The 23,136-nt window shown below is 42.7% G+C and carries 5 protein-coding genes; 2 read left to right on the top strand and 3 right to left on the bottom strand.

Annotated features, from left to right (window positions below):
• Window positions 1-339: 339 nt before the first annotated feature.
• The 3 genes from L6494_RS13340 to L6494_RS13330 all read right to left on the bottom strand — a co-directional run bounded on the left by L6494_RS13340 (window position 340) and on the right by L6494_RS13330 (window position 19,015).
• Window positions 340-7,851: a type I polyketide synthase gene (locus L6494_RS13340; RefSeq protein WP_237995634.1), complete on the bottom strand. Its 7,512-nt coding sequence runs from the start codon at window positions 7,849-7,851 to the stop codon at window positions 340-342.
• A 77-nt stretch (window positions 7,852-7,928) separates the two neighbouring features.
• Complete coding sequence (locus L6494_RS13335; protein ID WP_237995632.1) at window positions 7,929-15,293, bottom strand: type I polyketide synthase; 7,365 nt, start codon at window positions 15,291-15,293, stop codon at window positions 7,929-7,931.
• Between the two features lie 89 nt (window positions 15,294-15,382).
• Window positions 15,383-19,015: an AMP-binding protein gene (locus L6494_RS13330; RefSeq protein WP_237995630.1), complete on the bottom strand. Its 3,633-nt coding sequence runs from the start codon at window positions 19,013-19,015 to the stop codon at window positions 15,383-15,385.
• Window positions 19,016-19,431: 416 nt separating this feature from the next.
• Between L6494_RS13330 and L6494_RS13325 the strand changes: the two genes are divergently transcribed.
• Both L6494_RS13325 and L6494_RS13320 read left to right on the top strand, forming a co-directional pair.
• Entirely contained in the window at window positions 19,432-20,109 is a 678-nt protein-coding gene (locus L6494_RS13325) for a peptidylprolyl isomerase (protein ID WP_237995629.1), read from the top strand.
• Window positions 20,110-20,193: 84 nt separating this feature from the next.
• Window positions 20,194-23,130: a peptidase domain-containing ABC transporter gene (locus L6494_RS13320; protein WP_237995628.1), complete on the top strand. Its 2,937-nt coding sequence runs from the start codon at window positions 20,194-20,196 to the stop codon at window positions 23,128-23,130.
• Window positions 23,131-23,136: the final 6 nt, after the last annotated feature.

The raw sequence follows: 23,136 nt of genomic DNA, 5'->3' as shown, positions 1-23,136 counted from the left end.
TTTACAATAAATATCCTGAAATCTTTAATGAACTATTATTTATTTATACACAGTATGTATATTTTCATAAAAAGATAACAAAGTCAAGGGGAAGCTCCATTAGCAATGATATGGTGTAATTATTAGACCTCTTGCATAAATGCTTAAGGTGTCATGTTGAGCAAAGCGAAACATCTCAAAGATTCTATATTTCATTCAGAATGACACATCTCATTTTCTGACTTTTGCAAGATTTATTGCGAATTGCTGTCTTCTCTGCGTTCGCGGAGCGTGTCGTAGACAGAGGCTGCGCCAACGGAGCGGGACGTTAGTCCATTGCGAATTGGTTTTATATTCTGTTTAGCTACTTAATAGAGCTTCTAGGGCTGCTAATTCTGCTGTGATAGACATTTCAATTCTCTGTTCAGAGGTGACATCTGAAGAAGTAGGATTCTGCTGTTCAGTAATTGTGGAAATTACAGCTTTTTGTGATAGTAATTCGTTAGCGATATATTCAGCTAAAGCGTTGATGGTGGGATGTTCAAACAACACTGTAGAAGGAATTGTTTGCTTTAAACTTGTTTCTAGACGACTCCGCAACTCTATCATCATCAGTGAATCCATCCCCATATCAAAAAATCCTAACTGCACATCTGGTAGTTGAGATGAGGACGAACCTAAAACTTGACTTACTGCTGTTTGTAGGTAATTTCTCAAATATGAAATACGTTCTTTTATCCCTAAAGTTTTGATTTGCTCTATTAGCTGGGAAGTTTGATTTTGAGTGGTGGTTGCTGAAGTTTGGTTGTAAAAATCGCTAAAGAAAGGTGAGGATAATTTTTGCTTGAGCAGTTCTGACCAATTGATGGGAATTACCCCTACTTGTGTGGAAGATTGGGTGAGGAGAAATTCTAGAATATCTATACCTTGGTCGGGAGTAATTTCACCGATACCCCGTGAACTCATTTGATTAGAGACTTGTCTTTTAGCGGCTGCACCAATATCTGACCATACACCCCAATTTATACTCAGTGCAGGTAATCCCTGATGGCGGCGATATTGGGCTAAAGCATCGAGGAAGGTATTTGCAGCTACGTGGTTTACCTGTCCTGGAGAACCTAATAGGGAAGCTGCGGAAGAAAACATGATGAAATAATCTAGGGGGATGTTTTGCGTTAATTGGTGGAGATTCCAAGCACCGGTGATTTTAGGATTCATGACGCGGTGCGATCGCTCTGGAGTTAATTGTTGTAAAATTCCATCATCTAAAACTCCGGCTGCGTGAATGACTCCCCGCAAAGGTGGATAGTTTTGCTGAATATCTGCCAAAACTGCTGCTAATTGGTCTTTTTGGCTGACATCCGCCTGAGTGGTAATAATTTTAGCCCCAGTTGCTTGTAAGGCTTGAATTTGTTGCTGTGCGTCTGTATCTGGTTGGTTACGTCCCAAAAGTACAAGATGTTTCACACCTTTTTCTACCAACCAACGGGCTACACGTAAACCTAAACCGCCCATTCCCCCTGTAATTAAATAGGTTGCATGGGGTTGTACTGTTTCAGTGGGTGTGTGGGCAATGACAATTTTACCAATATGTCGGGCTTGTTGCATCATCTGCAACGCTGCGACTATTTTGGTGGCGGGGAAAATGGTTTGAGGAAGCGATCGCATTTTCCCTGTAGAAAACTCTGCCATGAGATAATGTAACAAGGTTTGGATTATTTGGGGTTGTTGTTGAGCAACACTCATCAAATCCACTAGATGATAAGCAACATTAGGCTTGACTTGAGCAACTTGTTTTGCATTCCACACTCCCCGTTTACCAATTTCGATAAATTGTCCCTGGGGTTTGAGTACCGATAAACTAGCCGGGATAAATTCACCAGACAGAGAGTTAAATACAATATCAACTCCTTCCCCTTGGGTGATTTCCAAAATTTCCTCGGCAAAATCCAAGGTACGCGAATTAAAGATATGTTGTACACCTAAAGCGCGTAAAATCTCCCATTTCCCAGGACTAGCTGTAGCAAAGACTTCTAAACCTGCTTGTTGGGCGATTTGTAAAGCAGCCATTCCTGTTCCCCCAGTCGCCGCGTGAATAAGGATGCGTTGTTTTGGTTGAATTTTGGCAACTTCCCGTAAAGCATAAGCAGCAGTGAGGAAATTGGCGGGAATAGTAGCTGCTGCTGTAAAACTCAAGGAATCTGGTTTTTTGATGACGTAATTAGCGTTAGTTGTCACATATTGACTAAAACTGTCAGTAGCCAGTGCAACCACAGCATCACCGACATTTAAATGTGTGACTCCTTCACCAATGGCGACAACTTCACCAGCACATTCCACACCAAACCAGTTACGTTCAAAAGGTAGTAATCCCAAAGCATCGAGAACATCAATAAAATTTAATCCGGTGGCTTTTACTTGAATTTCTACTTCTTCGGTTTGGGGTTGACGACGGGGTGAAGATTGCCATTTTAAGGATGTAAGTACACCGCGTTTGTTAATTGTTAAATGATAAGGTTCATCGGGGAGAATTTGATAAGTGCAGTGAGTTAATCTAGCTACTTTGCGCCCAGATTTATGTAAAGCGATTTGTGCTTCTTCTCCAGGATGGTTAATTTCAGAAACGAGGTTTTCAACTTGGGTAAATAGTTCTTGTGTGGGGTCTAAATCGACACAACGACAATTTAATTCTGGGTGTTCTAAACGGATGACTTTACCCATTCCCCAAACAGAAGATTGATTTAATCCTGTGATGGTGTGGGGATTGACAGCACCTTGAGTTACTAACCAAAGGTTGATGGGGTAATGTTGGTTTTTAATTAGGGTTTGGACTAGGTGAAGAACATTATTACATTCATTAATACTGTCTTGACAACTAGCAATATAAATGATTTGTTTGATAGATTGATGGAGAAAATCTGCAATGTTATCTGAAGGTTTGAAGGTAAAATATGGCAATTGTAATTTTTGTTTTATAGCTTCTTCCCATGCTGGTAAATCTGTAATAATTAACCATTCTTCTCCCTCCCTTTTATAAGGGGAGGGTTGGGGTGGGGTATTTTGTGCCACAATTACACTTTGTTGGGCTAATGCTTCTGGGAAAACTGAATCAGGCGTAATATTAGCAATGTTGGTAAAGCTATGTGTTTCTAATAAACTTTGCCAAGCGTCAGTCGAAATCAGGGGATGATGTGGGCGTAAATCTTTATCTTGAAAACGCCACCAACCTTCAGTTAAACCAAAAATTAAATCTATCCAAATACTAGGAATTGTCCCTTCTAAAAGGATGAGTAAACCGTGATTTTTGAGTAATGATTTAACATTAGTAATTGTATGACTTAAATTTTCTGTGGCGTGTAAGACGTTAGCTGCAATTACTATGTCAAACCTATGAGGGTTAACATCTTGATTGTTTAAAGATTGTTCAATATTTAGAGTTTGGTAACTTACAAATTCATACTCTGAAAATTGCTGACGCGCCTTTGCTAAAAATAAAGGTGAAATATCTGTAAATACATATTCTACAGATTTGTTGACGAGTTCAGGTAAAACATAAGCTGTTGTTCCGCCAGTACCCGCACCAATTTCTAAAATTCTTACTTTTTCCCCTGGAGGTAGTTTTTGTAAAGCTGATTTTATCGCTTGTTGTACTAAGGTATTCATTACCTTCGCACCAGGGGAATTTTGATAGAGTTGGGTGAGAGTTGTTAAGTCTCCCTTGGGAAATAACAAATCTACAGGATTATATTCTCCTTGCAAAACTTTAGCTAGGTTTGTACCACAACGTTCGATGAGAGTTAATTCGGCGGTTATTTGTGGGTGTTGAGTTGGGGAAAGTTGGGGTTTTTCATATTTAGGTTGATTTTTGATGAGAGAAAGTAGGTGTGTATATAATTGCTGATGTTGCGGGGTAATTTCTGCTGATAAAATATCTATATTTTGTAAGGCTTGGGAAATATAGTAAAGACTTAATTCTTCTAGTTGTGGTAGTAATTGGGCGTAAGTTTTAATTTCCTCTGTTGTTAATAGTTCTGTGAACTTAGGTGCTAATTCTTGGGCTATTTCTGCTGGAGAGGTGAGAGAACTATCAGAGGTGATGCTTAAAGGTTCACTTCTCCATTCAATTTCATATAACCAATTTTGCCAATCTGTAATAGTTGATGATTGGATTTTTTTGAGTTGTAATCCTTCCACTACAGCAATTATTTGTCCTACTGGTGACAGAATTTGAATATCTGTGATTAAAATGGGGGAATTTTTATCTTGATTACGTAATTTAACTAAACTCCAAACTGCTTCGCCGATTGGTTGCGAAATTTTTAACTTATCTACACCAATAGGTAGGTAAACTTGATTTTTTAAATTGAAACCTAACCCCCTAACCCCCTTCCCTACTAGGGAAGGGGGAATATGTAGAGACGTTTCATGAAACGTCTCTACAGTTTGTGAAGAATTAGAGGGTGTAGGTTGATTGTAAAAAATAGCTGCTATGGTTTGCAAACAAGCATCGAGAATAATAGGATGAAATTGATAATTATCACGACAATTACAAGTTGAAGTTAACTGAATTTCTGCTAAAGCTTGATTTTCATGATGCCAAATTCTGGTAATAGCTTGGAAGGTTTCACCGTAATCTATTCCTACTTGGTTGAGGGTTTGATAAAAGTCGGTAATGTCGGTGATTTGGGTGAATGTATTTTGCAGTTCTCCAAGATTTATCTGCTGGTTTTGAGGAATATTGCTGTGAGGTTGTATTTTACCAGTAGCATGAGTTATCCAATCATTTGTTGAGGTGCTACTGAGAATTTCAAATTCATGATTATTCTTCAGAATGAATTGGATATTTTTGGGATTATCTGGAGTTAAAATACAAGCTTGTTGGAAATTAACTGTTTCTAAACAAATACTATCATCTTGAAAGATTTCCTTTCCCGCAGCTAGTGCTATTTCTAAATATGCCGCTCCAGGTAAGATAATTTGGTTAAATACTTTATGATCTTGTAGATAATTAGGATGATTGTCAGTCAGTTGTTGCTCAAAGTATATATCAGTAGATTTAGATAAGTTTAATTTTTGTCCTAATAAGGGATGAATGCTATTATTTGCAGATGAATCATAATTTTTACTGTTTGGTTTAATATCTACCCAAAACCTTTGTCTTTGAAAAGGATAATTTGGTAAATCTAAATGTTGGCGGTTATAATTATGGTCAAATCTCTGCCAATCAAATTTTACTCCTCTGCCATATAATGCGGCAATACTTGATAGTATTACCTGCCAATCTTGTTGTTTGGGTTGTAAGCTTGGTAGCCATAAATATTTATCGGCTTGGGCAATAACAGAGCGTGCCATTTGTAGTAAAATTGGCTTTGCTCCTATTTCTAAAAATATGCTGCAATTTTGTTGAATGAGGGTTTCGACACCAGCGAGAAACTGTACTGGTTGACGAATGTGACGACACCAATATTCAGGAGTAGAAATTTCTGAATTAATTAAATTACCTGTAACATTAGATATGATGGGATATTTTGGCGGATGAAAATTAATAATAGCAGCAATTTTTTCAAATTCTCCTAACATTGCTGCCATCATTGGTGAGTGGAAAGCATGGGATACTGATAAAGCTGTGGTTTGAATATTTTGGGACGTTAAAACGGCAATAATTTTCTCAATGGCGGAGGTTTCACCGGAAATTACTGTATTATTAGGTGCGTTAATTGCGGCAATAGAAACTTGTTGATGATAAGGTAATAAAAGGTTTTGTAATTGAGATGCACTGGCTGCTACTGCTACCATTTTACCTTGTGGTAGTTCCTGCATTAAACGAGCGCGGGCGGTAATTAGTTTTAAGCCATCTTCTAAACTAAAAACTCCGGCGATACAAGCGGCTACATATTCGCCAATGCTATGTCCTATGAGGAAGTCAGGTTTGATTCCCCAGGATAGCCACAGTTGACACAGTGCGTATTCCAGAATGAATAATGCTGGTTGGGTGTAGAGGGTTTGAGTAAGGGTGTAGGGGTGTAGGGGTGTAGGGGTGTAGGGGGAAATATTTGTTTTATCTTCTGTTGTGAATAGAATTGAACGTAAATCTACATCTAAGTAAGGATGCAATAATTCACAGCATTTATCTATTGTTTGTTGAAATAAAGGTGCAGTTTGATATAGTTCCCAACCCATGTTTTGATATTGTGAACCTTGTCCGGTGAAGAGGAAGGCGATTTTGGGGCGAGGTTGAGAATTTACTTTAGTTGTAAATAGATTTGTTGTTGCTTCATTTTTGATGAAACAATTTAATTTTTCTTGGGCTGTGGTGAGGGAATCCGCGATGATAGAAAGGCGGTATTCAAATTCAGTTCTCCCAGTATTTGCACTATAACAAATATCTGCCCAATCATTATCATTGAAATGGCTAATATAGCTTTGCGCTAGTTGTTTTAATCCTGTTTCAGTTTTAGCTGATAAAGTTAAAATTTGCAGAGGACGTTCTATATTATTTTCTTTCTCTTGATTTTGAATTTCTGAAGCTGCTAAAATCACGTGGGCGTTAGTTCCACTAAAGCCAAAAGAACTCACCCCAGCTAATTTTTTACCATGCCAAGGTGTACAAGTGGTAGGAATTTGAATGGGGAACTGTTCCCAAGGAATATGGGGATTTGGTTGTTCAAAATGCAAATGTGGCGGAATTTCTCCATGTTTCAACGCCAGCACTACTTTCATTAACCCGGCTATACCCGCAGCTGCTTCTAAATGTCCGATGTTGGTTTTGAGTGAACCTACTAATAAAGGCGATTTTTGATGACTTTCGCCAAATACAGCCCCTAACGCCCCAATTTCAATGGGATCTCCCAAGGCTGTACCTGTTCCATGTGCTTCTATATAAGTAATATCACTAGGTTCTACAGTCGCATTTTTTAAGGCTTGTCTAATTACAGCCTGTTGTGAGAGTCCATTGGGAACGGTTAAGCCGCTACTGCGTCCATCTTGGTTGACGGCACTACCCCGAATCACTGCTAGTATAGGATTTCTGGCGGCTTGAGCATCGCTAAGTTTTTGGAGAATGATTACGCCGCAGCCTTCACCTCTGACAAAGCCGTCAGCTTTAGCATCAAAGGTTTTACATCTTCCATCGGCGGCTAGCATCCGCGCTTGAGAAAAGTTGATGGTAAATTCTGGGGAAAGGATGCGATTTACACCACCAACTACAGCGAGTTGACATTCTCCTTGGCGGAGGCTTTGACAGGCGAGATGTACGGCGACTAGGGAGGAGGAACAGGCGGTATCTACGGCTAGGGAGGGGCCTGTGAATCCTAAGATGTAGGAAATTCGACCGGCTGCGGTACTGTGGGAGTTTCCTGTGGCTAAATAAGCATCGATGTCTGTAAGGGGACGATTTAATAGGTGGGTGGTGTAGTCGTTGCTGCTGATACCAATGAAAACTCCGGTTTGGCTACCTGTAAGTTGTTCGGGTAAGATACCTGTGTTTTCTAAGGCTTCCCAAGTGACTTCTAATAATAGTCGTTGTTGGGGGTCTAGGGAAATGGCTTCTTTTGGGGCGATACCGAAAAAGTCTGCGTCAAATTCTTTTAAGTGTCCAATGAAACCGCCGTAACGGGGGGACATTTTGCCAGGGGTGGCGGGGTTGTTGTAGTATAAGGTTTCTACAGACCAGCGATCGCTCGGCACTTCCGTAATTGCATCATGTCCATTGCGTAATAATTGCCACAGTTTTTCGGGGGTGTCTGCACCGCCAGGGAAGCGACAGCCCATCCCAACTATTGCTATGGGTTCGGTTTGAGCTTTTAGTTTTTCCCGCAAGTCTTGGATTTGCTTGAGGGCGTTTTGGATGAGGGGGCGGTAGTCTTGTGTCATGGTTTTTTAAACGCAGAGGGGCGCGGAGGGAAACGCAAAGGGGCGCGGAGGTTTAAGAAGTTTAATTGCGAATTGATTCAGTTGAGTTGTTCTAGTTCTTGGGCTAGTAGTTGGGCGATTTCTGCGGTGGATAGTTCGGTTTGGGATTCTGGGGGGTGTAGTTGATTGTTGAGGTGGTGGGCTAATGTTTGAATGTTGGGATAGTCGAAGGCTATTGTTGAGGGGAGTGTGATTTTTAGGTTGGTTTGGAGGCGGTTTTTGAATTCGATGGCTGTGAGTGAGTCCATTCCTAAGTCGAAAAATCCGGTGTGTGGGTTAATTTCATGGGGTGGGAAACCTAAGACTTTGGCTATTTGTTCTTGAAGATAGGTTTCGAGTAGTTCGTAACCTGTTTGTTTATCTAGTTGAGATAGCTTTTCTAGTAAATCTGTGTTGGGGGGTGGTGTTTGGCTGGTTTCTGGGTTGTTAGTTGGGTAAAAATTCTCGAAAAAGGGTGAGTTAATGGGGAATTTTTGCCAATTAATGGGTACTACTCCGATTTGGGTGAGGGGTTGGGTCATGAGGTGTTGTAGAATTTGAATACCATCGGCTGGTGCGATCGCTTCAATTCCTCTTTGCTGCATTTGCTTGGTAGCTTGGGTAGCTGAACCAATTTCTGACCAAATTCCCCAGTTAATACTCATGGCGGGTAAGCCTTGGGTTTGTCGGTAATGGGCTAGGGTATCGAGAAATGTGTTTGCAGCTACGTGGTTTGCTTGTCCCGGTGAACCGAATAGGGCGGTGGCTGAGGAGAAGAGGACGAAGAAATCTAGGGGTAGGTGTTGGGTTAATGTATGCAGATTCCACGCCCCCATGACTTTCGCCGCCATGACTTTTTGAAAGCGTTCCCAGTTCATTTGTAATAACGCGCCATCATCCAATACTCCCGCCCCGTGGATAATTCCGGCTAGGGGATATGCAGAGTTTTCAATTTCTGTCAAGATGTTGCTTAAGGCTGCTGTTTGGGATACATCTATTTGGGCGATCGCTATTCTCGCACCAGTAGTTTCTAATTCCTGAATCTTTAACACTGCATCAGGTGTAGGTGCATTGCGTCCCAATAGCAGCAAATGACAAGCACCCATTTTCACCAGCCATTCCGCTACGAGTAAGCCCAAGCCACCCAAACCACCAGTAATTAAATAAGTACAATTCTCTTTGAGAGGATATAGAGAATTTCCCAGTCCCCAATCTACTACTACTTTCCCAATATGTTTACCTTGCTGCATATACCGGAAAGCATCTACTATCTGTGTCATGGGGAATACTTTTGCAGCTAGGGGTTGCAGTCGATGTTGCTTAAATTCCTCCACTAACTGCTGTAACATATTCTGTATCAGTTGAGGTTGCTGGTGGCACAAGTCAACTAAATCTACCAAAAAGTAATTTGCAGCTGGTTTGACTTGTTTTACCTGTTCCTCTGTCCACACATCAATTTTGCCAATTTCTACAAATCTTCCTTGGGGTTTGAGAACAGCGAAACTTGCAGCAATAAAATCACCACGGAGGGAATTGAGGACGATATCTACACCTTCTCCTTGAGTTTGGGTGAGAATTTGGGCGGAAAAATCTAGGGTGCGTGAGTTGAAAATATTAGTTACGCCTAAGTTTTGCAGGGTTTCCCACTTTTGGGGACTGGCGGTAGCAAATATTTCTGCACCTGCTAGTTGGGCGATTTGGATGGCTGCTTGTCCCACACCACCCGCAGCAGCATGGATGAGAACTTTGTCACCGGGGCGAATTTTGGCTAGTTGGTGTAGGGTGTAAAAGGCGGTGAGGAAGGCGGCTGGTATGGTTGCGCCATCGATGATATTTAAGTGTTGGGGGAGGGGGATTGCGATCGCAGCTTTGATGGTGACATACTGGCTAAAGCTACCACTGGCTAAGGCTATGACTGTTTGTCCGATTTGTAGATGATGTACGTCTCTACCGATGGCTACGATTTCGCCGACGCACTCACAGCCTAGCATTCCGGGTTCGCCTGGGTATAAGTCTAAGGCGTTTAATATGTCGCGGAAGTTTACGCCTGTGGCTTGAATGCGGATTTCTATTTCTCCTGGGTTTGGGGAGACGCGATGAGTTGTTTGGAAGGTTAGGTTTTCTAGTGTTCCTCTCTTGGAGATGGTTAGTTGGTGGTTTGTTTCGCGCAAAGGCGCAAAGGCGCAAAGAGAGTTTTGGGTGAGTTTTGGGGTGTATCGGGTTTTGGTGCGCCAAGCGATTTGTGTTTCTCTTGAGTTGCTGAGGAGTTCTTTTAAAAGAATATCTAGTTGTTCTGTGGGGGTTTGAGTGGGTTCTAGGTCTAAACAGTGACATTTGATTTCTGGATGTTCTAGTTGTATTACTTTGCTTATCCCCCACAATGTTGTGGCTGCGAGTCCTTTTATAGAAGCGTCTTCACCTGTGTTTACTGCTCCTTGGGTGACTAGCCACCATTGAGAAAGTTTCACATTATTTTGTAGCAAATATAACAGGCTTTCGCAGAGGATCTTTTGTTGTTTGATCAATTCTTCTGTGGTTAATTTTTCCGGTGGGGGTACGTCTAAACCCCAGAGGTTAATTAGGTGTGATGCTGGTGTGGGAAGGTTGGGAAGTTCTGAGTCAGCAAAAATTAGATGACAAGTTACTCCTTGGCTTTGTAGATGAGTGGCGAGTTCTTGTCCTAGTCCTTGTTTATCTGCCAAAATTAACCAATTATCTGGTAATTTTGGAGTTTGCGCGGTAATTACTGCTTGGTTTCCTATGGTTTTGAGTAAGGTTGTAGACTCAAAACCCTCTTGTGTTAATAATTTCTGCCACTGTTCGCTGGAAATTAGGGGATGATGAGGACGTAAATCATAGTCTTGGAAACGCCACCAGCCTTCAGTCAAACCAAATATTAAGTCTAACCACCATACTTGCTGTACTCCTTCTAATAAGATTAGTAAACCACCTCTTGATAAAAGTTGCTTGATGTAATTTAGAGTTTGCCGTAAATCTTGGGTGGCGTGGAGTACGTTAGCGGCGATGATGATATCAAAGCTATTTTCTGTGAAGCCTTGGGTAGCGGGAGGTTTTTCGACATCAAATAATTGATATCGCACACAGGAATAATTGGCGAATTGTTGCTGTGCTTTGCTGAGAAATAAGGGTGAAACGTCGGTGAAGAAATATTCAATGTTTCTTTGTGCGAGTTCTGGTAATAAATGTGCGGTAGTTCCGCCAGTTCCCGCGCCTATTTCGAGAATACGCAGGGGTTGTTCTGGTGGAATGTCTGCTATGGCTGTGATGATTACTTGTTTTACCAAGGTATTCATCATTTTGGCAATGGGTAAATTTTGGTAAAGGTGCGTTAAGTCGCTGAAGTCTCCGTTGGGAAATAATAATTGTAATGGGTCGATTTTTCCTTGTAAGACTTCTGCTAAATGGCTGGTACAGCGTTCGAGTAAGTTTAATTCTGATGTGGCGTTGGGATAGGTTTGACGTAATTGGGTAAAGCTGGGGGGTGTTTCTCTGTGTTCTTGGTTTTGGAGAATTTGCCGTAAATGCTGATATAGTTTTTTATGTTGGGTTACTATACCCAATTCTTGACTAAGTTGTAATGTCTGTAATATGCAAGCGACACTCAGCTTTTCTAGTTGGGATGATAGGGATAAATAATTATCTAATTCTGACTGATTTAATATTGATGAGTTACTAACTTTAGTGGGAGTTAGTAAGTGATGGTGAGTTAGGGGTTTTTCTTGCCATGCAATACTATATAACCAATCTTGCCAGTTATTTAATTGTTTGACTGGCTGAATTTTTAAGCCTGTGATAGTGGCTATGATTTTTCTATCAGCATTGAATATTTGAATATCGGCGATATATTTTTCTCGCAGTTTAACGTAACTCCAAAGGTGAGTTTGGTGTTTTTCTCCATACCATTGGAACTGTTCTATGGCTACGGGTAAGTAGGCTGTTAATGGTTGGGAGTCGAGGAAAATTGCTCCCATTACTTGTAAGCAAGCGTCTAAAATTATGGGGTGAATTTGATAGGGTTTTATGTCGATTTCTGGTGAGAGTTTTATTTCGCCTAATGCTTGGTTTTCTCCTCGCCACAGTTGTTGAATGGCTTGGAAGGATTTTCCGTATTGTATTCCTACTTTTTCGCAGGTTTGGTAGTAGGTGGTGGGGTCGATTTTTTGGGTGCAGGTTGTTGGGAGTTGGGGGGAGTCTGGAAGGGGTGGGGAGGTTTGGATGATTCCGGTGGCGTGGGTTATATGGGTGTTTTTTTTCTCACGCAGAGGCGCAGAGGCGCAGAGAGAGAGGATTTCAAATTGGTAGGTTTGTTTTTCTAGGGGGGTGAGGATTAGTTGTAGGGTGATTTCTTGGTTGGTGGGTAAGGGTTGGATGATTTGGATGTTTTGTAGGTTGTAGGTGTTGGATGGAAATATTTGTTCTGCTGCTGTTATTGCTATTTCGATATAGCCGGCGGCTGGCATGATACTATTACCCATGACTTGATGTTGTTTGAGGAAGTCTGGGTTGTTTGGGGAAATTTGACTTTGGAAATATATGGTTTCTGATTTGGCTAGTTGTAGTTTCTGTCCCAGTAAAGGATGGATATCAGAAATATGCTGACTTACTCCCTCCCCTTTATAAGGTTGGGGTGGGGTAAACTCAGGTTTGTCTACCCAAAATCTCTGGCGTTGAAATGAGTAGGTTGGTAAAATTACTCGTTGATGTGGTTGGTTGTCGGTGAAGTTTTCCCAGTTGATATCTATACCTTGCATATATAATGATGCGAGGCTGGATAAGATTGTTTGTCTGTCACTTTGTCCAGGACGTAAACTGGGCAACCAGGAATAATTTTCTGCTGCTGATAAACAGGTTTTAGCTATACTCAGCAGGGTGGGTTTTACTCCAATTTCGAGAAAGATTTTGCAGTTCTCTTGGGTTAATGTTTCTATCCCCAGTGCAAATTGTACGGGTTGTAAAATGTGATGACACCAATACTCGGCGTTCGCAATTTCTTCACCAATCAGTTTACCTGTGATGTTAGAAATTATCGGTGTTTTGGGAAGATGAAAGGTGATACTCTCGGCGATTTGTCTAAATTCTTCTACCATTGTCTCCATTAAGGGAGAATGGAAAGCATGGGAAACTGATAAGGGTGTAGTTTTGATTCCCTGATTTTGCAGGATTTCTGCTAGTTGTGCAATGGCTGTCTGTTCACCGGAAATTACTGTATTATCTGGGGAATTGATGGCAGCGATCGCAATCCTGTTAAAATATGCTTGAATATATTCGGCGATTTCTGTGGCTGATGCACTTACAGCTAACATTTTTCCGTTCTCAGGCAATTGTTGCATCAACTGAGCGCGGCTAGCAATTAGTTTGATTGCGTCTGGTAAGGTGAAGACACCAGCAATACAAGCGGCGACATATTCCCCTAAACTATGTCCTATGAGAAAATCAGGTGTAATTCCCCAGTGTCGCCACAGTTGATTTAAGGCGTATTCGATAACGAATATGGCGGGTTGGGTGTAGATGGTTTGGGAAAGGGTGTAGGGGTGTGGGGGTGTAGGGGTGTAGGGGGAAGAATTTATTTTGTTTTCTGGTGTGAATAAAATTTCAGGTAAATCTATATTTAAGTGGGGATGCAATAATTCACAACATTTATCAACTTGTTGACGAAAGTAGGGTTGGGTGTCGTAGAGTTCCCTGGCCATGTTGAGATATTGGCTACCTTGTCCGGTGAAGAGAAAGGCGATTTTGGGCGGATTTGGGGAAATTAGTTGACTATCAAATGTTTTTGCGGTATTGTGCAGATAATTACATAATTGCTCATAAACTGAATTATAAGAATTGGCGGGTATCGTTACGCGGTAAGGGAAGTGCGATCGCCCGATGTTGGAAGTAAAGCAAATATCACCTAAGTTATCTTCCGGTTGAGAAGCAAAGTATTTGATGTATTCTTCTACAAGTCCCCGCAATGCTTGGGGTGTTTTGGCGGATATGGTTAGTAGATGATATCCTGTGTCTTCCTGGGAATGTGGAACAGGGGTAAATTCTTCTAATATTAGATGTACATTCGTTCCACTCATTCCGAAGGAACTGATACCGGCGATGCGTTGACTGTTTTCACTTTGCCACAGAGTTAACTGAGTCGGGACGGTGACGGGTAATTTCTGCCAGGGAATGTAGGGGTTTGGTTGTTGAAAATTGACATGGGCGGGAATTTGTTGGTGTTGCAGTGCCAAGATGACTTTAATTAATCCCGCTACACCAGCTGCACCTTCTAAATGTCCGATGTTGGTTTTCACTGAACCAATAGATAAGGGTTGATGAGAAGTTCTACCTTCACCGAGTACCTTAGCTAATGCTAAAACTTCGATGGGGTCGCCGAGAACTGTACCTGTTCCATGCAGTTCACTATACTGGACTTGGTGCGGTTCGACTTGAGCGTTTTGCAAAGCTTGGCGAATGACAGCTTCTTGGGCTGTGCCGTTGGGGGCTGTTAAACCGTTGCTGCTACCATCGTGATTGACTGCCGAACCGCGAATTACTGCTAAGATAGGGTCATGGTTTGCGATCGCATCTCGCAATTTTTTCAAGACGACAATCCCACAACCTTCACCGCGTCCATAACCATCCGCCGCCGCATCTAAGGTTTTACAACGTCCATCAACTGCTAAGGCTTTCAATTTACAAATGCCAATCATCGGTTCTGGGGATAAAATTAAATTCACTCCTCCCGCTAAAGCCATGTCAGACTCACCATTGCGGAGACTTTGACAAGCTAAATGTACCCCTAGCAAGGAGGAAGAACAGGTTGTATCTAGTTGCATTACTGTCCCTTGCAACCCCAACACATAGGCGATACGTCCGGCGGCGATGCTGCGAGTGTTACCTAAACTGCTAAAAGCATCAATTTGTGTGGGATGGGAAAGGCTGTGTTTGGCGTAGTCATCAAAACATAGTCCTATATATATAGATGTCTTACTACCCTTAATTTTTTGCGTCGATTGTCCAGCGCGTTCTAAAGCTTCGTGGCTAACTTCTAATAATAGACGTTGTTGGGGGTCGAGACTTTGAGCTTCGCGGGGAGAAATCCCGAAAAATTGAGCATCAAATTCATCTACTCGGTCGATAAAATGACCGTAGCGAGTGTACATTTTCCCTGGGGTGTCAGGATTGTCGTCGTAGTAGTTCTCTATATCCCAACGTTGAGCAGGAATTTCACCGACTGCATTCACACCATCCCGTAACAATTGCCAAAATGCTTCGGGGTTGTTTGCACCACCAGGAAATCTACAAGCCATCCCAATGATAGCTATGGGTTCGGTTTGTTGTGCTTCTAAGGCTGTGATTTCGGCTCGTAGTTGTCGCATTTCTACGAGTGCGTCTTTGAGCAATGTTTGGTAGTTGGGTGAGTTATTCATAGGAGTTTTTTTAAACGCAGATAAACGCAGATGAACGCAGAGGAGATAGAAACTTTGTACCTTTGCGTCTTTGCGCCTTTGCGCGAAACTTATTTCATTTGAGGTTTACGGTAACGAGCGATCGCAATTTCTTGGCTTAAGAGTTGTGCTATATCTGTAGTAGACAAGTCATCCAAGTTGTTATCTGAAGGTACAGAATTTTCCTGGGAGACTTCCCCTAAATAATTAGCTAAAGCATTAATAGTGGGAAAATTCCAAGCGATAGTCGCATCTAATGGTTGAGAGGTATTCAACCATTCTTGTAAATCTTGGGTTAGTTCTATGGCTGTGACGGAATCCATACCGTAATCAGCGAAGGCTTTATTTACATCTATAGTAGAAATTGGCTGACGTAATTTTTGAGATATCCAAGTTTTCAACCAGGTTTGAATCTCCGAGGATGCTGGTAAATCGGTTGTTGTGGGAATGAACTGGGGACTTTCTCCAGACTGACGCAATAATTCATCTAACTTCTGTTCTTCTCCAGCCAAGTTTTGTTCAATATCACCGATGGTTTTTGTATATTCGTTGAGGTGATGTACTAAACTTTGGGAACTGAGAAATAATAAGTTGTCGGTGTTGAAACTCAAAATTTCTTGGAGTTGTTCATCAAAGCGATGTTTTACCCAAGCTGTTGCTGATGGCTCATCTAATACAGCCCATAATATCGCTTCAGTTGCGAGTTTACCGAGTTGATGGTAAACCCAACGCTGCACCGTAATGTTAGCATCATCAAAGAAACGTTCTCGAATTGTATCGACAGCATTCTTTAATCTTTGTCCTACTTCTACCGCACCCAAAGTTTGACAGAGGAAATTTTGCAGCGTCTCACCTTGTTTGAGAACACGCGCACCCAAAAACCCGCATAAAGTTTCTGTCGGTCCTTCAAATATCCGCAAAACTCTAGCATCTCTGAGAATTTGCGGTGCAATATTACTTTCTATATATCCCCGTCCCCCTAAAGTTTGTACCAGTAAATCAGCTGCTTGCCAATAAAATTCCGGTGCAGAGATTTTACAAGCTGCATAAACTTCTGCGGGGACAGTATAATCTTGGTCGAGTAATTCTCCTACCCGCATCACCAAACTCTGCACGGCTGTAATTGCATTCGTCAATTCTTGCAGACGATGCAACACCACAGGATGATCAAGTAACTTACCCGTAGCGACTTGTCGCCGTCCACTATAACGCCACATTAATTGTACACAACGTTGCATCCCACCGACACAAGCAGCTGCGATCGCCAACCTTCCATACATCATGGCATCTTGAGCGACATTCATCCCCTTCCCAGCTTCACCCAAAACTTGCGCTGATGTCACCGGAATATCTTCCAAATAAACCGTATTCTGTACCATTCCCCGCATTCCCATCGTCAACGCTTCCGCACCTTGACGCAAACCAGGACTACCCCGACGCACCACAAAGCCGCTAATTCCCGACTGATGTTTCACAAACACATTAATCACACCAGCCCAAGCAGCCGAACCACTCCAAATCTTTTCACCCCGCAACAACCACCCATCACCATCACTAATCGCTTGCGACTGGATAGCTTGAGGATTCGCACCTGCACCAGTTTCCGTCAGTGCAAAAGCCGCCAATTCCCGCCCCGTTGCCAAAATCGGTAAAAGTTCCGCCTTCAAAGCATCCGTCCCATACATTAATATAGGACGCACCCCCAAAACATTATTCAACCCCACAAACAAAGCCAAAGTCGGATCAATCGCCCCAAGCTGTTGTATAATCCTGATGGTGTCCGTATATCCCAAACCCAACCCACCATAACAACGCGGGACTTGCATCCCCAACAAACCCTTATTCCCAAAATCCAAAACCACATGAGGAGAAATACAACGCCGTTCATCCATCAACCGCGAATTAATATGATGGTTCGCATAATCCCGTAACCACCCAATCAACCCATCCACTATCTTCTCCCTCTTCTCCTCTTTGCGTCTTTGCGCCTTCCCTGCGGGACGCTCCGCGAATGCGCGAAACAACTCCCAGCGACAAACCACATCCAACCCCGAATTAACAAACCCCTCCCGACAAGCAAAACGCTGCACCTTCCCACTAGAAGTCTTCGGAATACTCCCCGGCTTCAACAAACAAATCCCATACACCTGCAACCCAAACTCACGGGAAATAGCCCCCCGAATCGCCGTAATCATCCCATCCTCATCAAGCTTACGCCAACTACTACGCTCCACCTCCTGCACCACCACCAACCGTTCTTCCCCGTCCACTTCCACAGTAAACGCCGCACCCCAGTAAGCACTTAAAGCCTGATGACATTGGGAAACAGTCGCTTCAATATCGTGAGGATAATAGTTTCGTCCCCGAATGATAATAACATCTTTAATCCTACCAGTGACAAACAACTCACCAGAGCTTAAATAACCCAAGTCCCCCGTGCGTAAAAACCCACCAGTTCCCGAAGCCAACGCCGCTTGAAAAGTTGCTTCCGTCTCCTGGGGATTTTGCCAATAACCTTGGGCGACACTTGCACCCTTAACCCAAATTTCCCCCTCTTCCCCGGCTACACAAGGTTGTCGAGATTCAGGATTAACTATAATTACAGTCTGCTCATAACTGGGAGAACCACAACTAACAAGAGGTTGAGAAGTATGATTAAATACTAAATTATCCTTAGTTTTCCCCGTGACGAACAAAGTCGCCTCAGCTAAACCATAGCAAGGATAAAACGCTTCTTGCCGAAACCCATAAACTTTAAAAGCCGTAGCAAATCTTTCCAATGTATCCCGGCGAATTGGTTCTGCACCTGTAAACGCTAACTCCCAACTACTCAAATCTAAATCAAGACATTCATCAAGACGAATATTGCGGACACACATTTCATAGGCGAAATTCGGTGCGCCGCTTGTGGTAGCTTGAGTTTGAGAAATTGCTTGCAACCAACGCAGGGGTTTTTGTAGAAAAGCTACAGGAGACATCAAGGTGACAGGGAAACCACCATACAAAGGTTGCAAAATTCCCCCAATCAAACCCATGTCATGATAAGGTGGCAACCAACTGACAACGTGGGTACTAGCAGAATGTCTAAAACGTTGATAAATTTGCCCTAAGTTATGCAGCAAATTACCGTGACTCAGCATCACACCTTTGGGTGTGCCGGTAGAACCAGAAGTATATTGTAGTAAAGCCAGACTATCGGCTGTCAGTCGAGGATTCTGCCAAGCTTCACCTACAGATAAAATCATGCCATCTGTAGCAACTTTCGGCAAAGTTTCAATTAAAGTACCTTTAACTACCTCTTTTAAAGAATCTTCTAGGGATACTGTAGTCAGAATACCTTTGGCTTGGGCATCTGCCGTAATTGCCAACAACCTCGCCATGTTATTATTGCGACGAGGTGGATAAACTGGCACTGCCGCCACACCCGCATAAAAGCAACCCATAAGAGCTGCAATCAATTCCAACCCTGGAGGATACATTAATAATACACGTTCTCCCTGCCAGCGCATAGCTTGTAAATGCACTGCGATCGCTCGTGCTTTGTGGTCTAACTCCCCATAGGTAAAATCCTCCTGTTTGTCATCTTGCCAAAAAGCAAAACCTAGAGAATCACCTCGTTGTTGCGTCCATGCACGTAAGACATCCACAAGTGTCGCTGTATGGTGTGGACTTAATGATAATACTTCTCTCTGGCGGTTAATCATTATGCACCAATTCGCCTTGGGGGAATGAAATTAGCTAAAAGGGTTTGTGAAAAATTTGCACTTTTCAACTGCGCTTCTTGGCAGTTACATTTGGGTGCGGACTCAATCACCAATACCTGATTGATAAAGATTTCACTGAAGGTTAGTATACCTGATTGTTGATGATTTTACTAGCAGTTAGGGTGGCTATATTTAACCTTCTTACTTTGTTACACATAAAAACATAATCTTTTTACAATCTAACCTCTGTAATCTAAGGTATATTATTTTTAATAAAATTTCTCAATAATTTGATTGCAATGGCTCTAAATTGAGCCGTAATTCTTATTGAATGTTATCAACTTGATCAAGCGATTTGCAACAGTAATTACTATTGCAAAGACTACATCCCACTAAACTGTCCACTTGATTTTGCAATGAATGATTCTTATCTAGAAAGATTGTGTCAGCAAACCATCACTGCACCAGAGTTAATGTCTCTGTTGGCAGGTTATCAGATGTTACCTCAACTATATCGTGAGTTGTTAATTGACCAAGCTATAGCCTCTATAGAATGTACTCCAGAAGAAATAGAACAGGCAAAACAGGAAGATCCCCAACAGATAGAGACACTAGCAACCAGAAAATTACGGTTAGAAAAATTTAAACTAGCGACATGGGGACATAAAGTAGAGTCTTATTTTCTCACCCAAAAAGCCCAACTAGACCAGGTGACTTACTCTCTGCTACGAACCCGTGATATGGCACTCGCTCAAGAATTATACTTTCGCATTAAAGCCAAAGAGCAAAGTTTTGCAGAAATTGCGCGTCAATACTCCCAAGGGACAGAAGCACAAACAGGCGGATTAATCGGCCCCACACCCCTCACTCAACCCCATCCCCAGCTAGTAGCCAAACTCCGCGCCAGTCAACCAGGACAACTATTACCCCCCACGCGTCTAGGAGAATGGATTGTTATTGTGCGGTTAGAACAGATGGTTCACGCCAAATTAGATGACTCTACGCGGAAAAAACTCCTGAATAAACTCTTTCAGGAATGGTTACAAGAATCATTACAAGCAACTTTAAATAAAACTCTGTGTACCTCCGCGTGAACTTCTGCGATACTTTGCGTTTAAAAAACCTCACGCAAAGGCGCAAAGGCGCAAAGGTAAAAAGACTTGACCTATAGAGATGACATGACTACTTTTATACCCTCAATTTCTGATTTCCTCACAACAACGCCGCCTTTTAACCTTCTATCTACCTCTGCTATTGAGCAATTGACACAGAAAGCACAACTATTGCGCTACCGTATGGGACAAACAATAGTTGTCAAAGAAACAATGCCGGCTCATGTAGCAATTATCTACGAAGGGCAAGCGCGGCTAATTGGCTATAGCTACAATTCTGTTGTTCCCGATACCATAGAATTACTCCAACCAGGGGCGATTCTGGGTTGGGTAAGTTTGCTTAGGGGCATGGGTTGTGAAACTGCGATCGCCTCCACGGAAACCGTATGTTTAACTATTCCATCTGTTATTTTTCAGACTTTATTAAAAAAAGAAAAAGCCTTTAATGATGCCCTAACTAAACACTGTGCTACCTCAGAGTTATTTGATTTACTGAGTTTAGAAGTTCAACGTCGCGCTTTGGGGGAAGTTGAACTGACAGATTTAGTCCAGCAAATTCTTCCCCAAACTGTCGTGTTGAATTTATCCAAGGGGAAAACAGCCCTTAGCCAACTAGATCCCCATCGGCTTTGGTTGTTAAGTAGTGGTAATACTAACTTTGCCATAGGCGATCGCATAGAGCCATATCCAGAGAAGCAAAGTCTCAAGGTAGAAAGCGGTATAGCGAGGTTAATCGGTATTCCCCCGGTATCTTTTCAACCCACACCCACAGAAATAGAACCAGAAATAGAGACAGTCACAGACGATATCCCCTACGCTTCTGAACAACCCCCAGCCTTAGAATCCAAAGATAGACAGGGTAAATATCCTTACGTGGGTGGAAAAGGGGTCTTAAATGAAACCCTGGCTTGCTTCCAGATGTTGAGCCAGTATTGGAATATGCCTTTCCGTCGTGATGTTATTCGTCGGGTATTGCAGAATCAACAACAGAGATTAGGTAGTGTTTCTTTGCAATTATGCGGTTCTTTAGCCGAAATGTTGGGTTTACGGGCGCAATTAGCCGTAGTTCCCGCCATTGCTATCAGTCGCTTACAAACCCCAGTCATGCTGCAATGGCAAAATCGCTTTGCTATCCTCTACAAAGCTACCGATAGCGAACTGGTGTTAGGTGTCCCAGGAAAGGGAATACAACGCCACAAACCCAAAGCCTTCATTGAAACTTGGGGAGAACAAGGCGAAATTCTTCTCCTCCAACCAACCAAGGAAACCCCTCGTAAACGCTTCGGCTTAAGTTGGTTTTTACCCTTCGTTTCCCAGTATCGCCGGGTGTTGAGTGAGGTATTAATTTCCTCCTTCTTTGTCCAATTGTTCGGCTTGGCGAATCCCCTAATTACCCAGGTAATTATTGATAAAGTCCTAATTCAAAACTCCCCTGCTACCTTGAATGTGTTGGGGACATTGTTAGTTGCTACAGCCCTATTTGAAGCCATCCTCACCACTCTACGGACAAATTTATTTGTAGAAACCACCAACCGTATAGACATGGCTTTGGGGTCAGAAGTCATTAACCACCTGTTACGGCTACCCCTAGGTTACTTTGAAAAGCGTCCTGTAGGCGAACTCTCAACCCGCATTAACGAACTAGAGAACATCCGCCAATTCCTTACCGGTACAGCCTTAACAGTAGTCCTAGACGCGATATTTTCCGTGATTTACATCATCGTCATGCTGTACTACAGTTGGCTATTGACCTTAGTCGCCTTAGCCACAGTTCCCCTATTTGCCCTGTTAGGTATAATTGTCGCCCCCGTCATCCGCCAACAAACCCGCACCCGCGCCGAACGCAACGCCCAAACCCAATCTTATTTAGTCGAGGTTGTTTCGGGGATTCAAACAGTCAAAGCCCAAAATATTGAACTGCGATCGCGTTGGCAATGGCAAGACCGTTATGCTCGTTATGTAGCTGATAGTTTCAAAAATGCCCTCACCTCGACCACAGCAGGTTCTATCAGTAAATTTCTGAACCAACTCTCAGGGTTATTACTCCTCTGGGTGGGCGCATTTTTAGTATTACAAGGCACACTCACCCTCGGTCAATTAATCGCCTTCCGCATCATCGCCGGTTACACCACAAGCCCCCTACTGCGGCTAGTGCAACTGTGGCAAAACTTCCAGGAAACCGCCTTATCACTGGAAAGATTAAGTGATATTTTAGACACGCCCCAAGAAGAAGCAGTGCGTCAAGATATACCCTTACCAGATATTCAAGGAGCAGTTAAATACGACCATATCACCTTCCGCTTCACCAATAGCCCCACACCCCAACTAGACAACATTACTTTAGATATTCCCCCTGGTAAATTTGTCGGTGTAGTCGGACAAAGTGGCGCAGGTAAAAGCACCCTCACCAAACTCCTAACCCGTCTCTATGATCCCGAAGCTGGACGCATTCTCATCGACGGTTACGACATCCACAAAGTTGAACTGTATTCCCTGCGGCGACAAATCGGCATGGTATTACAAGATACCCTTTTATTTGATACCACAGTTCAAGAAAATATTGCCCTGAATAACCCCGAAGCCACACCAGAAGAAATCATCAACGCTGCCAAAATTGCCTACGCCCATGACTTTATCATGAGCCTACCAATGGGATATAACACCCGTGTTGGGGAAAGAGGATCAGCACTTTCTGGGGGACAAAGACAAAGAATTGCGATCGCTCGTACAGTCCTGCAAAACCCCCGCCTCCTAATTATGGATGAAGCCACAAGTGCCTTAGACTACCACAGCGAACGCCAAGTCTGTCAAAATCTCCAACAAGCACTAGAAGGGCGAACAGTCTTCTTCATCACCCATCGTTTAGGTACTATTCGCCATGCTGACATTATCTTAATGATGGAACAAGGACGCATTGCCGAGCAAGGTACACATGACGAATTAATGGCTCTCAGAGGACTTTATTACTGTTTATACCGCCAGCAAGAAGCTGTAGTGGTGTGAGTAAGT

The organism is Nostoc sp. UHCC 0870, from assembly GCF_022063185.1.
Taxonomy (GTDB): domain Bacteria; phylum Cyanobacteriota; class Cyanobacteriia; order Cyanobacteriales; family Nostocaceae; genus Trichormus.
Note: the sequence above shows the minus strand (reverse complement) of the source record. Positions and strands in the feature narration are given on the sequence as shown.